Genomic DNA, 18,247 nt, shown 5'->3' on the forward strand with positions numbered 1-18,247 from the left:
AGCTGCCAGGTCCTTTTTTTATGTTTTATTTTTCTATTATATTCAGTATAATGTAAGTGCAAGTCAAAGGAGATTCATCATGCGTATTGCGATATTTACAGACACTTATTATCCTGATATTAATGGCGTTGTTTCATCAATTGGTATACTCAGAAACGAATTAATGAAACATGGTCATCAAGTCTTGATTATAACTACAATCCCTCCTCTTGGTGTTCATATGGAAGATGATCCATTTATAATTAGAATGAATGGAATCTCTCTTAAAAGTATTTATGGATATCGTATGGCAGGTATTTATAATCATAAAATATTTAATCAGATTAAAGAATTTAATCCAGATATCATTCATACGCAGACTGAATATGGCGTAGGCTTATTTGGAAGATTATGTGGTTATAAGCTTAATATTCCTACAGTATATACATTTCATACCAATCTTTATGACTACACTTACTATGTCACTAAAGGAATCGAACCATTTGATTCAATTGCGAAGAAGATTGTCAAGAAACTGATGAAGATATATACAACCCATACAACGTCTCTTATTGTCCCTAGTGTTAAAACTGCTTCTATGATGAAATCTATTGGAATAAAGAAAGAAATTAATATTGTTCCTACAGGACTCGAATTAGAACGCTTTAGAATACATAATGAAGAACATACTAAACAGATTAAAGAAGAATATCATCTTTCTAATCATTTTAATCTTATCTCTCTAGGAAGACTCGCAGAGGAAAAGTCATTAGATCTCATCATTGAGGCCATGCCTGATATTATCAAAAGAAATCCTGATATCCGCTTGTTTATAATTGGCGATGGGCCTGCAAAGAATAGCCTGATGCAGTTGACACATGATTTGGAAATGGATAACTATATCCGTTTTGCAGGATGTCAAAGTGCTGATGTTATTCCAGACTTCTATTATTCAGGAGATCTCTTTGTCTCTGCTTCCTTAACAGAAACACAAGGTTTAACCTTTATAGAAGCGATGGCTTCCTCATTACCTGTTTTAGCAAGATATGATTCGAATTTAGATCCTGTTATTGTAGAAGGTAAAAATGGTCATTTCTTCTATTCTAAAGAAGAATATATTGAAAAAGTAGTAGAACTATCTCATAAGGATTTAACGCCTTTTAAAGAGTATGCAGTCAAGCATGCTCAACAATTTGACTCTCATACTTTCTATGAAGGAGTGATGCAAGTGTATGATACATCTATAGATCATTTTGAAAATTGTTTCATTGTCTCTTCAGTAACACCGAATGATAAGTTGGTCTCTATTGAATTGACTAGCGGTAAAAGAAGAGTTGCACTTGAATGTTCTTTAGAAGATGTTGAATCATTCCATCTTGTTAAAGGAGCACGTATCAATCATGATATGATTGATATTCTTAAAGAAAAGCAGAATGTCAGACAACTTTATTTTAAAGCAATTAAACTTCTTAGTTATCATGATTATTGTTTCCATGATTTAGTCAAAAGATTAGAAACATATGGTGACTTCAATGAGATAGAAATCATGAAATGTATGGCTTTATTAACTGATCGTCATTTGATAGATGATAGAAAATATGTGAAAAACTATATTGAAGCGACTTTGAAGAATGGAAAAGGCTTTAAAAGAGCAATTCTTGATTTAAAGAATAAAGACATACCTGAACATCTTATTGAAGAAGAAATCGAAAAATTTGACGAAACTGAAGAAAAAGACTATGCTTTAAATATTGTGAATCAGCTTTATTCAAACAATAGTAAGCTGTCTCCACAGGGGTTAATTCAAAAAATAAAGAGAACCCTATTTAATAAAGGATTTAGTCAAAGTACGATTGAATCAGTTATGAGTACTTATGACTTTGAATTTTCTCATGAACGTACATTGTCTTTATTAAGACAGGAATTTGAAAAGACATATAAACGTTATAAAAATAAATATCATGGTCAGGAACTAAAGATGCGTATCAGCCGTTTTCTTAAGCAGAAGGGGTATGATTATGAAGATATCTTGATTGTGATGGATGAAATATGGAGTGAATTGAATGATTAAAATTAATGAAATGCAGCCAGGAAAAGAAACTGTAGGATTTGAGGCTATTATTATTTCTGTGACTGTAGGTAAAACCAATGGCGCTAATAAATCGTCTTATTTAAATATAGTTTTGCAGGATGCGACAGGCACGATAGATGCAAAACTTTGGTCTGCAACAGATGAACAGATTCGTTTATTTGAAAGAGGACAGGTTGTAAGAGGAAAAGGGGATATCATCAACTATAAGGGCATGAGACAGATGAAAATCGTTAAGCTTGAGCCTATTGAAATGAATGATGAACAGAAGGCTTTATTTTTACCTCAACCTCCTGTTGAAAAAGCAGTGATGCAGAAGGAATTAGATAAGTACATGAAGAAAATCCATAATATTCGTCTTTATGCGATTGTTCATGGCCTTATTGAGAAACACTATACAGCCTTTGTGAACTATCCCGCTGCAACTAAAAATCATCATGATTTTGCATCAGGTCTTCTTTACCATACTTTATGTATGTTGAAACTTGCAGATCAGCTTATTGAAATATATAGCTATCTAGATGCTGATTTACTCTATGCAGGTGTTATTTTACATGATATCGGTAAAGTTAAGGAGTTCACCGGACCTATTGTCCCTGCCTATTCTATCGAAGGAAGTCTTGTAGGACATATTTCTATTGGTCATGCAATGGTTAAAGAAATGGCTGAAGAATTACATATTGAGGGAGAAGAAGTTTATCTGCTAGAACATATGATTCTTTCTCATCATGGCAAACAGGAATTTGGTTCTCCAATATTACCACAGATTCCTGAAGCAGAAGCATTAACACTTATTGATAATGTAGATGCACGTATGAATATGTTTGAAAAGGCACTTCATGATACGGAGCCAGGATCATATTCTGCACGTATCTTTGGGTTAGAGAATAGAAATGTATACAAATCTCGTAATTGATGTGATATAATAAAAAAAACGACAGGAGGTTTGACATGTGTATGGATAAGGTAAAAGATTGGTTATTCGGTGAAGAAGAAGAAGGATATACAGAAGATTACAATACAGCACAAAACGGACAGGAACAAAAATCTAATATTTTTGAAAACAATAAGACTAAAAAGACAAGTGAGATGTTGAAGCCATTTGATGCTAACTCGAGTCTTGTATTATTCGAACCACGCGCTTATTCTGATTCTCAGGAAATTGGTGGTTATTTAAAGAAGAATAAGGCTGCTGTAGTTAACTTACATCGTTTACAGAAAGAACAGCAGAAGCGTGTAGTTGATTTCTTAACTGGTGTTATTTTTGCGATTGATGGTGATATTCAGGTAATCGGTCCTAAAATTTTCTTATGTACACCTAAGAATATCGGCGTAACTGGTTCAATCACTCTAGATGATGAACCACAAGCAGCTGCGGAGGAATAAGTATTAGCATAGGCTAATACTTTTTTTATGAAAGATGTTAGAACATTTTAAAGGCGATGAAGAATTCGTTTCAAAAATATTAGATTACAAGGATCAGGCACTTTATTCACAGCGTATGATTCTTACACAATTTCTTGATCCTCATCAGCAGTCAATTGTAGAAAGTGTTATTGGACATGAACTTAAGGTAGAAGCGGATGGTGGATTTGATGGTGCGGAGAATAAGAGAGTATTAATTGCACCTGATTTCTATGAATTTGAACCTGAAGATTTTAAAGTGACTGTTTTTAGAGTAGATTATAATGATACATTTGGAAAACTAAAACATTCTGATGTATTAGGGGCCCTTATGCATTTAGGCATTAAGCGTCAATGTATTGGTGATATCAATGAAGAACCACTCTCTTTTGCCTGCATTAAAGAAAACAGTGATTATATTCGTATGAATTTAACACGTATTAAACGTTCTTCTATTCATCTTGTGGAAATGGAAGAACGTCTCTCTATTCATGCAGACACTTATACTAAAACATTGATTGTTTCTTCTTTGCGTCTAGATAAGATGGTAGCTGCATTATTTGGTATTTCTCGCAATAAAGCAGTTGACGCTATTCATGGGCAGTATGTCAAGCTTAACTACAAAGTTATTGAAGATATTTCAAAAATATGCGATAATAACGCTATAATATCTTTGCGTCATCATGGCCGAGTAAAGATATTCATAACAGATAGAAGAACAAAGCAAGATAATTATGTGATAGAAGGCCAATATTATCGATGAGGGAACGATTATGGGATACATGTTCAATAAGCAGTTTCGTGGATATAATACGGAAGAAGTAGATGAAACTATTGCGAGTCTAGAAAAGAATATCCAGGATAGATCACTGCAGATTAGAAGACTTGAAGAAGAATTAGAAAAAATCAAAAAAGAGAATATTGCGATGGTAAATCGTCAATCTATTGAACGAAAGGCCAATGAGGAGATTTCCCGTCTTGCTTTAAAAGAAGCCAGTGAACTGATTACAAAGGCAAAGCATAATGCGAATATGATTCTGAAAGAATCAATGAATTATGTGAAAGGTTTAAGTGATGAAGTGGATGGTTTCAAGGATGAAGCAAAAGATTTCAGGGCTGAAATTGTAAAAATCAGCACAGAATTGTTAGAAACTATTGACAAATCAGAAATTTTTAGTTTAATTAATGAAGAAGAAAAAAAAGCGAAGAAAGAGAGCGCTGATCAAGAGAACTTATAGAGAAGCCGTGGGTGGTGGAAACGGTGAAGGAGTATTGGTCAGGAATCACTCTGGAGCTGCATCCTGAAATAAGTAGGGAATGCCGTTGATTGCGTTAAAATCTTAAGTGCATATCGAATGATATGAACAAAGGTGGTACCGCGTGCAAACGTCCTTTATGAAGGACGTTTTTTTATTTGTGAAAGGGGATATATATGAATTACAAAAGCACACTCTTAATGCCAAAAACTGATTTTGAGATGCGTGGTAAGCTTCCTACTAAGGAACCAGCTTACGTAGAAAGATGGCAGAACGCTAACATGTATGAAAAGGTCATCAAGCAGAATGAAGGAAAAGAACATTTCATTTTCCATGATGGACCTCCATATGCAAATGGTAATATGCATGTTGGACATATGTTAAATAAGGTTATTAAAGACGTTATTTGTCGTTATAAGAATATGGAAGGTTTCTATACACCATATATTCCAGGTTGGGATACTCATGGTTTACCTATCGAAAATGCGATTCAGAAGCAGGGTGTAGATAGAAAATCTATGTCTACTGCAAAGTTCAGAGAAAAATGTTATGAATATGCATTAAAGCAGGTAGAACGTCAGATGCAGCAGTGTATCCGTGTTGGAACATTTGCCGACTACAAACATCCATATTTAACATTAAATAAGGAATTCGAAGCAAGACAGATTGATGTATTTGCGAAGATGGCTGTAGATGGATTAATCTATAAAGGATTAAAGCCAGTATACTGGTCACCTTCATCTGAATCAGCATTAGCTGAAGCAGAAGTAGAATACCATGATGTAAAATCACCTACTATCTATGTACGTTTTAAGGTAAAAGATGGTAAAGGTATCTTAGAAGGTGATGATAACTATTTTGTAATCTGGACTACTACTCCTTGGACAATTCCAGGAAACCAGGCAATCTGTTTAAACCCACGTTTCACTTATGCATTAGTTAAATCTGAAAAAGGCAATCTTGTTGTCTTAGAAGAATTAGTTGATTCATTATGGGAAACATTTGGATTAAAAGAAAAAGAAATTTTAAAGCGTTTCAAGGGTGAAGAATTAGAATACATCACATGTACTCATCCGCTTTATCCAGAAAGAGAATCATTAGTCATCATGGGTGACCATGTTACAACTGATTCAGGTACTGGATGCGTTCATACAGCAAGTGGATTTGGTGTAGACGACTTTAACATCTGTCAGAAATATAAATTACCAGTTCTTGTAAACGTTGATGAACATGGCTGCATGATGGAATCATGTGGTGAATGGCTTGCAGGTCAGTATGTTGATGATGCAAACAAGACTGTTACAGTAAAACTAGAAGAATTAGGTGCTTTACTAAATCTTACTTGGATTACACATAGCTACCCTCATGACTGGCGTACTAAGAAGCCTATCATCTTCAGAGCAACTGACCAGTGGTTCTGTTCTATCGATAAGATCAGAGAAAAATTATTAAGTGAAATCGATAGCGTTAACTGGATCAATGAATGGGGTCATATTAGAATCTATAACATGATTAAAGACCGTGGAGACTGGTGTATCTCAAGACAGAGAACTTGGGGTGTTCCAATTCCAATCTTCTATTGTGAAGATGGTACCCCTGTTATTGATCAGAAAGTATTTGATCATGTATCTGCATTGTTTAGAGAATTCGGTTCAAACGTATGGTTTGAAAGAGATGAAAAGGACCTTCTTCCAGAAGGTTATACAAACGAACATTCACCAAATGGTATCTTCAAGAAAGAAAAAGATATCATGGACGTATGGTTTGACTCAGGTTCATCACATACTGGTGTATTAGTAGAAAGAGGACTTGGTTATCCGGCTGATCTTTACTTTGAAGGTAGTGACCAGTATCGTGGATGGTTCAATTCTTCATTAATCATTGGTACTGCAGTACATGGTAAAGCACCATATAAGACAGTTTTATCTCATGGTTTCACTCTTGATGGTAAGGGATTAAAAATGAGTAAGTCTGGTGGAAATGCTGTTGATCCAATCAAGACAATCAACAAATGGGGTGCTGATATCTTAAGATTATGGGCTACTACTGTAGACTTCCAGTCAGATGTACGTATCTCTGATGATATCTTAAAGAAAGTATCTGAAAGCTATCGTAAGGTAAGAAATACTATGCGTTTCTTGCTTGGTAACTTAAATGATTTCAAGGATACTGATGTATTACCAGTAAATGAATTAGAACCAGTAGATCAGTATATGTTAGCTAAGTTAAATGACTTGATGGATGCATATCATAAGTCTATGGATTCTTATAACTTCTCAGAAGCAAATAAGGAAATCTTAAACTATTTCACTAATACACTAAGTGCATTCTATATGGACTTCACAAAGGATATCCTTTATATCGAAAAGGCTGATTCTACAAGAAGAAGACAGGTACAGACAGTTCTTTATCATCATGCAAAGACAATGATGAAGTTAATCTCACCAATCTTAGTCTTCACTGCAGAAGAATTACATGATCACTTCCATTGTGATGCAAAACAGGAAGAATCTGTATTCCTAGAAGCTAAGCCTGAAAAGTTCGAAATTGAAAATGAGGATGCATTAAAAGCACAGTTCGACTTATTCATGAACTTACGTACTGATGTAATGAAGTCATTAGAAAACTTAAGAGCTGAAAAAGTAATCAATTCTAACATGGAAGGTAAGCTTACTATCACTCTTAAGGATGAATATAAGTCTTTAGCTGCATTAGAAGATTCTATGAAGCAGTTATTCATCGTTGCAAAGGTTACTTTAGATGAAAATGCTGAAGGTAAAGATGAATATGAAACTTGTTTCATCAAGGCTGAAAAATTCCATGGTGTTCAGTGTCCAAGATGCTGGAACTGGTTCGAAGAAGGCGAATTAGTAGATGGATTATGTCCAAGATGTCATGAAGTTGTGGAAACTTTACCAGCTACAGAAGAAGAATAAAAAAATAGGATATGGGAGGCGTTCCCATATCCTTTTATCATGCAATAAAAAAGTCGAAGATAGACTAATAACCACGCTTATATTCTTCAAAGCGGTCTAAAGAGTAGCCAATTAATCTTAATACGAAGATTAAAACAAAGCCTACCGCAAATAGAATATATAAATGTGCAAAGAAGCCAATCACACAGCATAACGCAAATACGATATAGCCAACAGTTGTTAAGAAATCCATATATTTATGTTCTTTTAATCCGTTCATAATTTCACCTCATTCTAGGATATTATATCATTCTCTGTAAGCGAAAACAATTGCAGAATTACTCTTAAACTTGCGTGGTAGGAATGCTATAATGGGTGTAATTATGGAGGCAGTTATGATAAAAGGTTGTATATTTGATTTAGATGGAACATTAGTTGATTCTTTAAAGGATCTCGCAGTAAGTACAAATCATGCTTTGGAGGCATGTGGGTTAGCACCACATCCTATTGAAAACTATAAACAGTATGTAGGTAATGGTGTTTTAAAACTAGTAGAACGTGCACTTGGAGAAGATCATCAGGATTTGTTTGATCAGTGTTTACAAGAATTCATGGACTACTATAAGGAACATTGTTTTGATTATACAGCACCATATGCTGGTATTAAGGAATTAGTAGAAGATTTACATAAAGAAGGTATTAAACTTGCTTGTGTTACTAATAAACCACATACAGTGGCTGAAGTGATTGTACCTAAGCTATTTGGCGATCGTTTTATTACTACATACGGGGGATGCTCAGATTATCCTAAAAAGCCTGATATCACTTCTTTAAATCTCGCATTAAAAGATATTGGTTTGACTAAGGATGAATGTGTTTTTATTGGTGATTCTAATGTTGATATAGAAACAGGAATTAACGCTTCTATGAAGACAATTGGATGTGACTGGGGATTTAGAGGAGAGGCAGAGTTAAAGGCTGCAGGTGCCACTAAAATCGCTTATAAGGCGCATGATATCAAGGAGTATGTAGATGATTGGAATAAGTAAATGCTTATGTGGCTATGATTGTACTTATCGAGGCGATTCTAATAGAATAGAAGCATTAGAACTTATTGATAAGAAAGGTGAAGCAGTCCTTATTTGTCCTGAAGTATTAGGAGGACTTTCTATTCCTAGAGATCCTGCTGAAATAGTTTCAGAAGAGCCATTATGTGTGCAGACAGTAAATGGAAAAAATGTTACAAAGGAATATGTAGAAGGAGCACAGAAAGCACTTGAAATACTAAAAGCACATGACATTGAATATGTCATCTTAAAGAGCCGTTCTCCTAGCTGTGGGTTCAATCATATTTATGATGGTACATTCTCTCACAAGGTTATTGATGCAGATGGTATATTTGTTCGCTTACTTAAAAAAGAGGGATATAAGATTTATACAGAGGAGAACTATCCAGGTAAATTGTAAAAAACATACAAAGTAAGCGCTAGACTAGAAAAATAGGAATGAATATATTAGAATATGAGTATATGAAATAGGAGGAATATATAATGGGACATATTTTAAAGGTCCAGCCAGTTTTAAAAGAAAAAATCTGGGGTGGAACTAAGCTAAGAGATGTTTATGGCTATGATATCCCTAGTGATCATACAGGAGAAGCATGGGTTATCTCAGGTCATAAGAGTGGCGATTGCCCAATCGTTGAAGGTGAATATAAAGGAAAAACAGTATCATGGATGTTTGAAAATCATCGTGAATTATTTGGTAATGTAGAAGGTGATCAGTTCCCATTACTTGTAAAGATCATCGATGCTAAACAGGATTTATCTGTACAGGTACATCCAGATAATGAATATGCAAAGATTCATGAAAATTCTTTAGGTAAGACTGAATCATGGTATGTATTACAGGCGGATGTTGGTACAGATATGGTTATGGGTCATTATGCTAAAACTAAAGAAGAATTTATTAAGGATATTGAAGAAGATAAGTATAATGAATTACTCAATCGTTTTAAAATCCATAAGGGTGATTTCTTCTATATCCCGGCAGGTACATTACATGCAATCTGTGGTGGTTCATTAATCTATGAAGCACAGCAGTCTTCAGATGTTACTTATCGTGTTTATGATTATCATCGTAAGGGTGATGATGGTAAAGAAAGAGAATTACATGTACAGCAGTCAATCGACTGTACAAAGGTGCCAGCTGATTTAGAACAGAATAAATTATTTGTAAATACTAAATTAGACCATGGTTCTAAGACTAGATATTTAAAATGTGAATACCTAACTGTTGATCATTACTTAATTGAAGGAAGTACAGAAATTAAAAATGATGATCCATTCCAGTTAGTATCAGTCATTGATGGTGAAGGTACAGTCAATGATATGCCTATTAAAAAAGGTGATCAGTTTATCATCTGTTCTGATGTTGATTTAGTACATTATGAAGGTGGACTAGAATTAATGGTGACAACACTATAATTCATTTAAGAGCACGTAAGTGCTCTTTTGTTGACTTTAAATGAAATGCTTCGTATAATTTTGGTATAAAAATGATAAGGAGGAAAATTATGGGTATATATGAAAAAGCATTAGCACTTCATAAAGAACATCATGGTAAGATGGAAATCAATGTGAAGGTACCTATGGAAACAATGGAAGATTTGTCTATGGCTTATACACCTGGTGTTGCTCAGCCATGCCGTGAAATCCACAATAATCCAGAAACTGTTTATGATTATACATGGAAGGGTAATAGTGTGGCAGTAGTCAGTGATGGAACTGCTGTACTAGGACTTGGTGATATTGGACCAGCTGCAGGGCTACCAGTAATGGAAGGTAAATCTATCCTTTTTAAGAAATATGCGAATATTGATGCTGTTCCTCTTTGTATTGATACAAAGGATCCTCAAGAAATCATTAAGTTCTGTAAACAGATTGCTCCTACTTTTGGTGGTATTAACCTAGAAGATATCAGTGCACCACGTTGCGTAGAAATTGAAAGAACACTAAAGAAGGAATTAGATATTCCTGTATTCCATGATGATCAGCATGGTACAGCTATTGTCGTTACTGCTGCTTTAGTCAATGCCTTAAAGGTTGTTGGTAAGAAGCCAGAAGACGTGACTGTTGTAGTCAGTGGTACAGGTGCTGCAGGAAGTTCTATTATCCATATGATTCATGATTTAGGTGTTAAAGAAATCTATGGCTTTAATATCAATGGTATTGTGATCAAAGAAGACTATGACAAGTATGACTTCTTAACTCAGGAATTAACAGAAATCACAAACAAATCTAATAAACGTATGACTATGGCTGAAGCAGTGAAAGAAGCAGATATCTTTATCGGGGTTTCAGCTCCAGGACTTCTTACTAAAGAAATGGTACAGTCAATGAAAGAAAAGCCTGTTGTATTCGCAATGGCTAATCCAGAACCTGAAATTAAATATCATGATGCAGTAGATGCAGGTGCTGCAGTCGTAGGAACTGGACGTTCAGACTTCCCTAACCAGATCAATAATGTATTAGCCTTCCCAGGCTTATTTAGAGGCGCTTTAGATGTTCATGCGACCAAGATTACTGAAGGTATGAAATTAGCCGCTGCAAAGGGCTTAGCAAGTCTTGTAAGTGATGAAGAATTAAATAAGGATTATATCATCCCTCGTGCAACTGACGCGCGTGTAGCAGTGACTGTTGCAAAAGCAGTAAGTGACCAGGCTATTAAAGAAGATGTAATTGCCCATAAATAACACAGATACGGTTCTTAAGAACCGTATTTTTTTACAAAAAAAAAGAATAGCTCTCGCTATTCTTCTTCTCCATCATCATAGTTAGAAACATTGTGATAAACCTGGTCAACATCATCACAGTCATTAAGAAGATTCATTAGTCTTTCAAATAAAACCATATCTTCACCTTCAAGTTCAACTGTTTCCTGTGGTTTAGTCTGGATTTCATCAACATCAAAATCAACATCAGGTAGCTTATTTTCAATCGCTGTCTTGATGGCATTGTAATCAGTTGGTTCACCAGTAATCTTTAAACTGCCATCTTCTAAAGTTTCGATATCTTTAGGATCAACTTCGCCTTCGATTAATGCATCAATTGCAGTTTCTTCGTCCATTCCTTTGAACTGAACAACAGATTCTACATCATATAAATAAGATACTGAACCTTCAGCACCAAGCTTAGCTTTTGATTTAGTGAATGCAGGACGTACCTGTGAAATAGTACGGTTGATGTTATCTGTTAAACATTTAACAATAACAGTTGATCCTGAAGGACCAAAACCTTCAAACTGTACGCTTTCATAATCTTCTACAGCACCGTTCTTAACTTTATCAATCGCACGTTTGATAACATCTCCAGGAACCTGATCTTTCTTTGCTTTCTCAATTAATCTTCTAAGGCTTAGATTACCGTCCGGTTCAGGGCCGCCTGCCTTTGCTGCTAAATAGATTTCTTTACCATAGTAAGAATAAAGTTTAGTTTTCTTAGCAGCAGTCTTTGCCATTGCGGCTTTACGTACTTCATGAGCTCTACCCATAATCTAATTCCTCCTTGTAAATTTCCTTACACATTATAAACACAAAGACTAATTATTTCAATAAAGAATTGGAAAATACACTAGAAATGCATTACTATTGTATCGAGGTGCAAAAAATGAAAAAGAAAATGATTATTATTGGGGGAGGTATATCAGGTATATATCTTTCTATTTTATTAAAAAAATATCTTGATATCGATGTTGCTGTACTAGAAGCTAATGACAAGCCATTAAAGAAGCTTCTTGCGACAGGGAATGGTCGCTGTAATCTTTCTAACAAGGATCTTGACAAGTCACATTATGATGGAGAAATCAAACCATGGGTGAGCGATATTATTCATCACTTTGATATTGTGGAAGCATTAAAGGATATTGGTCTTTATACAAAATATATGGGTAATCTCTTATATCCTTATAGTGAATCAGCTAAAGCTGTTCAGACATTATTCTTAAATAGAGCAGAAGAATATGGTGTAGAAATTATCTGTGAGGAAGAAGTCTTATTTATTAAAAAGAATAAGCACGGCTATTTAATACATGCAGTCAATAAGGATTATCAGGCAGATTATGTCACTATCTCTTGTGGAACACCTGCTGGTAAGTTATCTGGCACGAAAGATAGAAGAACGCTTTTTAACTCTCTAGAAGTGGATTATCGTCCTATGAGGCCTACTATTACTCAGTTGATGACTGAACCTGTTTATAAGAAATTAAAGGGTGTCAGAATGAAAGGGGAATTTACTTTAAAAGGACATAAAGAAAAAGGAGAACTTCTTTTTACTGATTATGGCATCAGTGGAATTGCAGTAATGGTTTTAAGCCGTTATGCGTGTCCTGGAGATAAAATTATATGTGATTTCTATCCTGAATTTACAGATCAAGAACTACATTCAATTATTCGTACATTAAAAAAAATGAGTGGTCCTTATGATGGTCTGGTTCATCCAAAATTAGTGTCAATAGTAGAAAATCAGAAGAACCCGGTCTCTTTCCTTAAACATCTAGAATTCACTGTCAAAGCTTTAAGAGGCGAAGAATTTGCCCAGGCTGATCTTGGGGGATTGATGATTTCTAATTTTAATGAATCTTTTGAATTCATTAACTATCCTCATCTTTATGCGACAGGTGAAATATTAGATATCACTGGGGATTGTGGTGGTTATAACATTCATTTTGCATTAGCAAGTGCTTATTCTGTTTTTGAAGAGGTTTCAAAAACAATACAATAAATTAGGAAAAAGGCAAATATAATCAAAAATATTTGTTTTGGTATAAAAAAGGTGAAGATATTATATTGACAAACCAAAATGAGATTGTATAATAAGGAGCATATACAAATTGGAGGGATAATGTATGAAATTCAAAACAATCGTGACAGCTGGTGCAGTCGCAGCAATGTTAGTAGGTTGTAGTAATGGGAATTCTACTACAACAGATATCAAAGCACCTAAATTTGGTTTTATCGGCCCACTAAGTGGTGAAGCTTCTCAGTATGGTAGTGCTGTAAAGAATGCTATGAAGATGGCTATTAAGGATTATAACAAGAAACATGGCACTAAGATTACAGGCGTTTACTATGATGATAAGGCTGATCCAACTACTGCCGTAAATGACTATAACAAGTTATATAATGATGATAAGGTCACTGCGGTTCTTTCACCAGTAACAACTGGTTCTGCACTTTCAGTAGCAAGTGCTGCAAGCAAGAACAACACACCAATTCTTTCACCATCTGCTTCAGGTGACAAATTCACTATGAATGGTAAAACAGCTTATAAGAACGTATTCAGAATCTGTACAAACGATTCTTATGCTGGTAGTTACTTAGCTAAGCAGTCTAAAACGAAATATAGCTATAAGAATGTAGCTGTTCTTTACAACAAGGAATCTGATTATTCTACAGGTGTTGCAGCTGCTTATAAAGCTGAAGCAAAGAAGCAGGGCGTTAATGTTTCATTCTATGAAGCATACAATGCAAATACTAAAGATTTCTCAACATTCATTTCTAAGATCAAACAGGCTAATCCTGATGCTGTTTTCTTACCAGATTACTATGAAACAGTTGTATCTATTACAAAACAGTTAAGAGACTCTGGCGTTAAGGCTCCAATATTTGGTGCTGATGGCTGGGATGGTGTTCTTGGTGTTAAGGGTGTTAACACTGCAGACTTTGAAAACTGCTTCTTCACAAGTGGTTACAACAAAGATGCAACTAGCGGTCCTACATATGAATTTGTAAAAGCTTACGAAAAAGAATATGGAACAACTCCAAGTATGTTCGCTGGTATGGCTTATGATACAGTTACTGTTATGATGAAAGCTATCAACAAAGCTAAATCAACTGATCCTGAAAAGGTAAATGCTGCATTAGAAAAGATCAAAGTATCTGATGATGAAGCAGTTTGTGGTGGATTCACTTATGATAAGAACCACAATCCTGTTAAGGAATTAAATATCGTAACTATTAAAAATGGTCAGTATGTAACTGCAAAATAACGATGAATAAAGGAGAGTTCATCTCTCCTTATTTTTTTATTTTTAGAGGGGAGAAGTAATTATGATTAACTTTATCAACCAAATCATCAACGGACTCTCGACTGGGAGTATGTATGCTTTAGTTGCAATTGGTTATACAATGGTTTATGGTATTGCGAAAATGATCAACTTTGCCCATGGTGATATCATCATGGCAGGGGCTTATTTCGCATTAATCGCAATAGGCTTTGTAGGACCTATTCCAGCTATCTTGTTTTCTATAGTTGTGACTGCAGCTTTAGGTGTTTTAACAGAAAAAGTAGCTTATAAACCTTTGAGAGGTAAAGGTTCACTTGAAGTATTGATCACTGCCATTGGTGTCAGCTATTTATTAGAAAATGTATTCTTATTAATCTTTGGTAGTGCGGCTCGTACATTCCCGCAGATCATGCCAAAAGGTACAATTAATCTTGGAGCTATTTCTATTAAATATATCACTGTTATTACTCTAGTAGTAACAGCTGTTTGTACTGCTGTTTTATTGTTCTTTATTAATAAGACAAAATTAGGAAAAGCAATGCGTGCTGTATCAGAAGACCAGGGTGCAGCCCAGTTAATGGGTATAAACGTAAATACAACAGTATCTCTTACATTTGCGATTGGTTCAGGTCTTGGTGCTATTGCAGGCGTTATTTATGGATGCGCTTATTCATTAATCACTCCATATATCGGTTTGATGTTAGGTATTAAAGCATTTATTGCGGCTGTACTCGGTGGAATTGGTAGTGTACCAGGAGCTATGGTTGGTGGTTTAATGCTTGGTGTTGCTGAATCACTTACAATTGCCTATATTTCTTCAGATTTCTCTGATGCAGTTGTATTTGGTATTCTTATTATTGTCTTATTAGTTAAGCCAGCAGGCTTATTTGGTAAGAATGTAAGAGAGAAGGTGTAGTCTATGGAAAAACTAATAAAAAACGAACTATTCAGATCATTCATTCTTTCAATTGTGATCTTTGCAGTATTGATGATAGGAACAGCTACATCTGTTATTAACTCTTATTGGCAAGGTGTATTAATTCTTTGTGGTATTAATATTATCCTCGCTGTATCACTTAACTTAGCAGCTGGTTATTTGGGACAGCTTACCTTAGGACATGCTGGTTTCATGTCAGTAGGTGCTTATACATCCGCTTTAATTAGTATTTATTTAAATCTTCCATTTATTGTATCACTACTTATTGGTGCGATTGCTGCTGGCATTATTGGTTTAATTATCGGTATTCCAGTATTAAGATTAAAAGGTGACTATCTTTGTATTATCACTCTTGCTTTCAATGAAATCATCCGTGTTATTATGAACAACCTTGAAATCACTAATGGTGCAAAAGGGTTAATTGGTATTCCTATGAATACAAATCTTGTTTATGTCTTTATCGCTATGATTATCACAATCTTTGTAGTATATTCAATTGTGAAATCTAGACATGGACGTGCCATCATCTCAATTCGTGAAGATGAAACAGCATCAGAACTAACAGGTATTGATGTTGGTTATTATAAAGTATTGGCCTTTGCAGTGAGTGCTATTTTTGCTGGACTAGCAGGAGGCTTATATGCTCACTATTATACAGTTATCCTTCCTAAAGGATTTGACTTCAACAAATCAGTTGAAATTCTAGTCATGGTTGTACTTGGTGGTATGGGTAACTTGAAGGGCTCTATTATTGCAGCTATTGTTCTTACTATAATTCCAGAACTATTGATTTCATTCTCACAGTACAGAATGTTGTTATACGCAATTGTATTAATTGCCGCTATGATTTTAAAGGGAACAGGTAAAGGCGAACAGATTATGGGACGTCTTCCATTCTTTAAAAAGAAAGATGAGGTGAAGCCAGAATGAGTACACCATTATTAAAAGCGGAAGGTCTTGGCATTCAGTTTGGTGGATTAAAGGCCGTAGATGAATTTAACTTTGAAATCGATAAGAACCAGTTATTTGGTTTAATTGGTCCAAATGGTGCAGGTAAAACAACTGTCTTCAACCTATTAACAGGTGTTTATCAGCCTACAAGTGGTCGTATCCTTTTTGAAGGACAGCCAATTAAAAAAGCAAACACTATTAAGATTACTAAAGCAGGTATTGCAAGAACTTTCCAGAATATCCGTTTATTTAAGGAAATGAGCGTTATTGATAACGTAAAAGTAGGATTACATTACTCTCACCCATATACAGTATTTGATGCATTATTCCATACACCTAAATATAAGAAGGCTGAAGCAGCTATGCAGGAAGAGGCTTTATCTTTATTACGTGTGTTCCATCTAGAAGAATTTGCAGAATCTAAGGCAAAGAACTTACCTTATGGTAAACAGAGAAAGCTTGAAATTGCGAGAGCACTAGCGACTGCTCCTAAACTATTGCTTCTGGATGAACCTGCTGCAGGAATGAACCCTACAGAAACAGCTGAATTAATGGAAACTATTAAAATAGTAAGAGAAAAGTTCTCAGTCGCAATTCTTCTTATTGAACATGATATGAAGCTTGTTATGGGAATCTGTGAAAAGATTGCTGTATTAAACTTTGGTACAGTACTTGCTTTTGGTACACCTGAAGAAATTAGAAACAACCCTGATGTTGTAGCTGCCTACCTAGGCAATGAAGAGGAGGGCTAAAGATGTTATTAGAAGTTAAGGATCTTGAAGTACACTACGGTGTCATTAATGCGATTAAGAAGATTTCATTTAATGTTGAACAAGGTGAAATCGTTGCACTTATCGGTGCCAATGGTGCGGGTAAGACAAGTACAATGCATGCTATTTCTGGCTTATTAAATGGCAAGAGTGGTGAAATCATCTTTAATGGTGAAAACATCATGAAGACGCCTGCTCATAAGATTGTTTCTAAAGGTCTTGCACAGGTTCCTGAAGGACGTCGTATCTTTGCCCAGCTGAGTGTAGAAGATAACCTAGAAATGGGTGCCTATCTTCGTAATGATGCAGATGGCATCAAGAATGATATTGAACATATTTATACATTATTCCCACGTCTAAGAGAAAGAAAAAAACAGTTGGCTGGTACATTATCTGGTGGTGAGCAGCAGATGCTTGCTATGGGCCGTGCTTTGATGTCTAAACCAAAACTATTATTACTAGATGAACCATCAATGGGTCTTTCTCCAATCCTTGTTAATGAAATCTTTGATATCATTAAAGAAGTTAATGAAAAAGAAAATATGACTATTCTACTTGTAGAACAGAATGCGAATAAAGCACTTTCTATCGCAGATCATGCTTATGTACTTGAAACAGGTAATATTACTGTATCAGGTAAAGCTGAAGATGTTGCAAATAATCCACGTGTTAGAGAAGCATATCTTGGATAATAAGTCCTCCCAAAGGGAGGACTTTTTTTATATATACATCACTATTTCTAAAATATTAAAAAAATCTTAATCAAAAAAAGAGTGATATATACAACATAAAATATAAATACTTAAGAATATCTTAAGAAAATAGTAGACAGATATAAGTCATGGTGTTATAATCGCATTTGTTGAAAAGCAAAGGAGAAT

18 protein-coding genes and 1 other annotated feature are annotated in these 18,247 nt (G+C 34.9%); of the genes, 16 read left to right on the plus strand and 2 right to left on the minus strand.

The window, feature by feature from the left end; genetic code table 11:
- The 6 genes from B2S90_RS07950 to ileS all read left to right on the plus strand — a co-directional run.
- The coding region (locus tag B2S90_RS07950; protein ID WP_286696849.1) for a glycosyltransferase at positions 1-2,050 on the plus strand (2,050 nt) is incomplete at its 5' end.
- Positions 2,043-2,984 (plus strand): 3'-5' exoribonuclease YhaM family protein, encoded by a 942-nt coding sequence (locus tag B2S90_RS07955; RefSeq protein WP_055289157.1) that lies wholly within the window; start codon positions 2,043-2,045, stop codon positions 2,982-2,984. The genes B2S90_RS07950 and B2S90_RS07955, both read left to right, overlap by 8 nt.
- Positions 2,985-3,025: 41 nt before the next feature.
- Entirely contained in the window at positions 3,026-3,454 is a 429-nt protein-coding gene (locus B2S90_RS07960; protein ID WP_055233572.1) for a cell division protein SepF, read from the plus strand.
- Positions 3,455-3,488: 34 nt separating this feature from the next.
- Complete coding sequence (locus tag B2S90_RS07965; RefSeq protein WP_278780332.1) at positions 3,489-4,235, plus strand: RNA-binding protein; 747 nt, start codon at positions 3,489-3,491, stop codon at positions 4,233-4,235.
- 10 nt (positions 4,236-4,245) lie between these two features.
- Entirely contained in the window at positions 4,246-4,710 is a 465-nt protein-coding gene (locus tag B2S90_RS07970; protein ID WP_286696850.1) for a DivIVA domain-containing protein, read from the plus strand.
- Positions 4,669-4,869, plus strand: a binding site (T-box leader). It overlaps the preceding gene by 42 nt.
- A 35-nt stretch (positions 4,870-4,904) precedes the next feature.
- Positions 4,905-7,664, plus strand: coding sequence for an isoleucine--tRNA ligase (gene ileS / locus B2S90_RS07975; protein WP_286696851.1), 2,760 nt, complete (start codon positions 4,905-4,907; stop codon positions 7,662-7,664).
- Positions 7,665-7,728: 64 nt separating this feature from the next.
- Here ileS and B2S90_RS07980 read toward each other — a convergent pair whose 3' ends face one another.
- Entirely contained in the window at positions 7,729-7,923 is a 195-nt protein-coding gene (locus B2S90_RS07980; protein WP_055233568.1) for a hypothetical protein, read from the minus strand.
- A gap of 115 nt (positions 7,924-8,038) precedes the next feature.
- Here B2S90_RS07980 and B2S90_RS07985 point away from each other — a divergent pair, with 115 nt between their 5' ends.
- From B2S90_RS07985 to B2S90_RS08000, 4 genes are all read left to right on the plus strand, one after another.
- The gene (locus B2S90_RS07985; RefSeq protein ID WP_055289161.1) at positions 8,039-8,692 is read left to right on the plus strand and encodes an HAD family hydrolase; all 654 of its coding nucleotides are present in this window, start codon (positions 8,039-8,041) and stop codon (positions 8,690-8,692) included.
- The gene (locus B2S90_RS07990; protein WP_278780338.1) at positions 8,676-9,110 is read left to right on the plus strand and encodes a DUF523 domain-containing protein; all 435 of its coding nucleotides are present in this window, start codon (positions 8,676-8,678) and stop codon (positions 9,108-9,110) included. The genes B2S90_RS07985 and B2S90_RS07990 overlap by 17 nt, the downstream gene beginning before the upstream one ends.
- Positions 9,111-9,193: 83 nt before the next feature.
- A complete protein-coding gene (locus tag B2S90_RS07995) occupies positions 9,194-10,129 on the plus strand; it encodes a type I phosphomannose isomerase catalytic subunit (protein WP_055233566.1) in 936 nt (311 codons plus the stop codon).
- Positions 10,130-10,218: 89 nt separating this feature from the next.
- Positions 10,219-11,397 (plus strand): NAD(P)-dependent malic enzyme, encoded by a 1,179-nt coding sequence (locus B2S90_RS08000; protein WP_055289154.1) that lies wholly within the window; start codon positions 10,219-10,221, stop codon positions 11,395-11,397.
- 56 nt (positions 11,398-11,453) lie between these two features.
- On the opposite strand, the gene B2S90_RS08005 is transcribed toward B2S90_RS08000, so the two are convergent.
- Positions 11,454-12,194, minus strand: coding sequence for a YebC/PmpR family DNA-binding transcriptional regulator (locus tag B2S90_RS08005; RefSeq protein WP_055233565.1), 741 nt, complete (start codon positions 12,192-12,194; stop codon positions 11,454-11,456).
- Between the two features lie 116 nt (positions 12,195-12,310).
- On the opposite strand from B2S90_RS08005, the gene B2S90_RS08010 reads away from it, so the two are divergent.
- From B2S90_RS08010 to B2S90_RS08035, 6 genes are all read left to right on the plus strand, one after another.
- Positions 12,311-13,423: an NAD(P)/FAD-dependent oxidoreductase gene (locus B2S90_RS08010; protein ID WP_278860741.1), complete on the plus strand. Its 1,113-nt coding sequence runs from the start codon at positions 12,311-12,313 to the stop codon at positions 13,421-13,423.
- A gap of 124 nt (positions 13,424-13,547) precedes the next feature.
- Positions 13,548-14,690: an ABC transporter substrate-binding protein gene (locus B2S90_RS08015; protein ID WP_278780344.1), complete on the plus strand. Its 1,143-nt coding sequence runs from the start codon at positions 13,548-13,550 to the stop codon at positions 14,688-14,690.
- Between the two features lie 64 nt (positions 14,691-14,754).
- Entirely contained in the window at positions 14,755-15,624 is an 870-nt protein-coding gene (locus tag B2S90_RS08020) for an ABC transporter permease subunit (RefSeq protein WP_147556437.1), read from the plus strand.
- Positions 15,625-15,627: 3 nt separating this feature from the next.
- Positions 15,628-16,575, plus strand: coding sequence for a branched-chain amino acid ABC transporter permease (locus tag B2S90_RS08025; protein WP_286696852.1), 948 nt, complete (start codon positions 15,628-15,630; stop codon positions 16,573-16,575).
- Complete coding sequence (locus B2S90_RS08030; protein ID WP_006505112.1) at positions 16,572-17,348, plus strand: ABC transporter ATP-binding protein; 777 nt, start codon at positions 16,572-16,574, stop codon at positions 17,346-17,348. The genes B2S90_RS08025 and B2S90_RS08030 overlap by 4 nt, the downstream gene beginning before the upstream one ends.
- A gap of 2 nt (positions 17,349-17,350) precedes the next feature.
- The gene (locus tag B2S90_RS08035) at positions 17,351-18,058 is read left to right on the plus strand and encodes an ABC transporter ATP-binding protein (RefSeq protein WP_147556433.1); all 708 of its coding nucleotides are present in this window, start codon (positions 17,351-17,353) and stop codon (positions 18,056-18,058) included.
- Positions 18,059-18,247: the final 189 nt, after the last annotated feature.

The organism is Catenibacterium sp. UBA627, from assembly GCF_002299355.1.
Classification (GTDB): Bacteria; Bacillota_I; Bacilli_A; order Erysipelotrichales; family Coprobacillaceae; genus Catenibacterium; species Catenibacterium mitsuoka.

Excerpts from the sequence above, each read along its gene's own strand:
- B2S90_RS08015 (WP_278780344.1), top strand. The coding sequence starts at position 13,548 with ATGAAATTCAAAACAATCGTGACAGCTGGTGCAGTCGCAGCAATGTTA.
- B2S90_RS08035 (WP_147556433.1), top strand. The coding sequence starts at position 17,351 with ATGTTATTAGAAGTTAAGGATCTTGAAGTACACTACGGTGTCATTAAT.
- B2S90_RS07960 (WP_055233572.1), top strand. The coding sequence starts at position 3,026 with ATGGATAAGGTAAAAGATTGGTTATTCGGTGAAGAAGAAGAAGGATAT.
- B2S90_RS07965 (WP_278780332.1), top strand. The coding sequence starts at position 3,489 with ATGTTAGAACATTTTAAAGGCGATGAAGAATTCGTTTCAAAAATATTA.
- B2S90_RS07990 (WP_278780338.1), top strand. The coding sequence starts at position 8,676 with ATGATTGGAATAAGTAAATGCTTATGTGGCTATGATTGTACTTATCGA.
- B2S90_RS08030 (WP_006505112.1), top strand. The coding sequence starts at position 16,572 with ATGAGTACACCATTATTAAAAGCGGAAGGTCTTGGCATTCAGTTTGGT.
- B2S90_RS07955 (WP_055289157.1), top strand. The coding sequence starts at position 2,043 with ATGATTAAAATTAATGAAATGCAGCCAGGAAAAGAAACTGTAGGATTT.
- B2S90_RS08025 (WP_286696852.1), top strand. The coding sequence starts at position 15,628 with ATGGAAAAACTAATAAAAAACGAACTATTCAGATCATTCATTCTTTCA.
- B2S90_RS07980 (WP_055233568.1), bottom strand. The coding sequence starts at position 7,923 with ATGAACGGATTAAAAGAACATAAATATATGGATTTCTTAACAACTGTT.
- B2S90_RS07995 (WP_055233566.1), top strand. The coding sequence starts at position 9,194 with ATGGGACATATTTTAAAGGTCCAGCCAGTTTTAAAAGAAAAAATCTGG.
- B2S90_RS08000 (WP_055289154.1), top strand. The coding sequence starts at position 10,219 with ATGGGTATATATGAAAAAGCATTAGCACTTCATAAAGAACATCATGGT.
- B2S90_RS07970 (WP_286696850.1), top strand. The coding sequence starts at position 4,246 with ATGGGATACATGTTCAATAAGCAGTTTCGTGGATATAATACGGAAGAA.
- B2S90_RS08010 (WP_278860741.1), top strand. The coding sequence starts at position 12,311 with ATGAAAAAGAAAATGATTATTATTGGGGGAGGTATATCAGGTATATAT.
- ileS (WP_286696851.1), top strand. The coding sequence starts at position 4,905 with ATGAATTACAAAAGCACACTCTTAATGCCAAAAACTGATTTTGAGATG.
- B2S90_RS07985 (WP_055289161.1), top strand. The coding sequence starts at position 8,039 with ATGATAAAAGGTTGTATATTTGATTTAGATGGAACATTAGTTGATTCT.
- B2S90_RS08005 (WP_055233565.1), bottom strand. The coding sequence starts at position 12,194 with ATGGGTAGAGCTCATGAAGTACGTAAAGCCGCAATGGCAAAGACTGCT.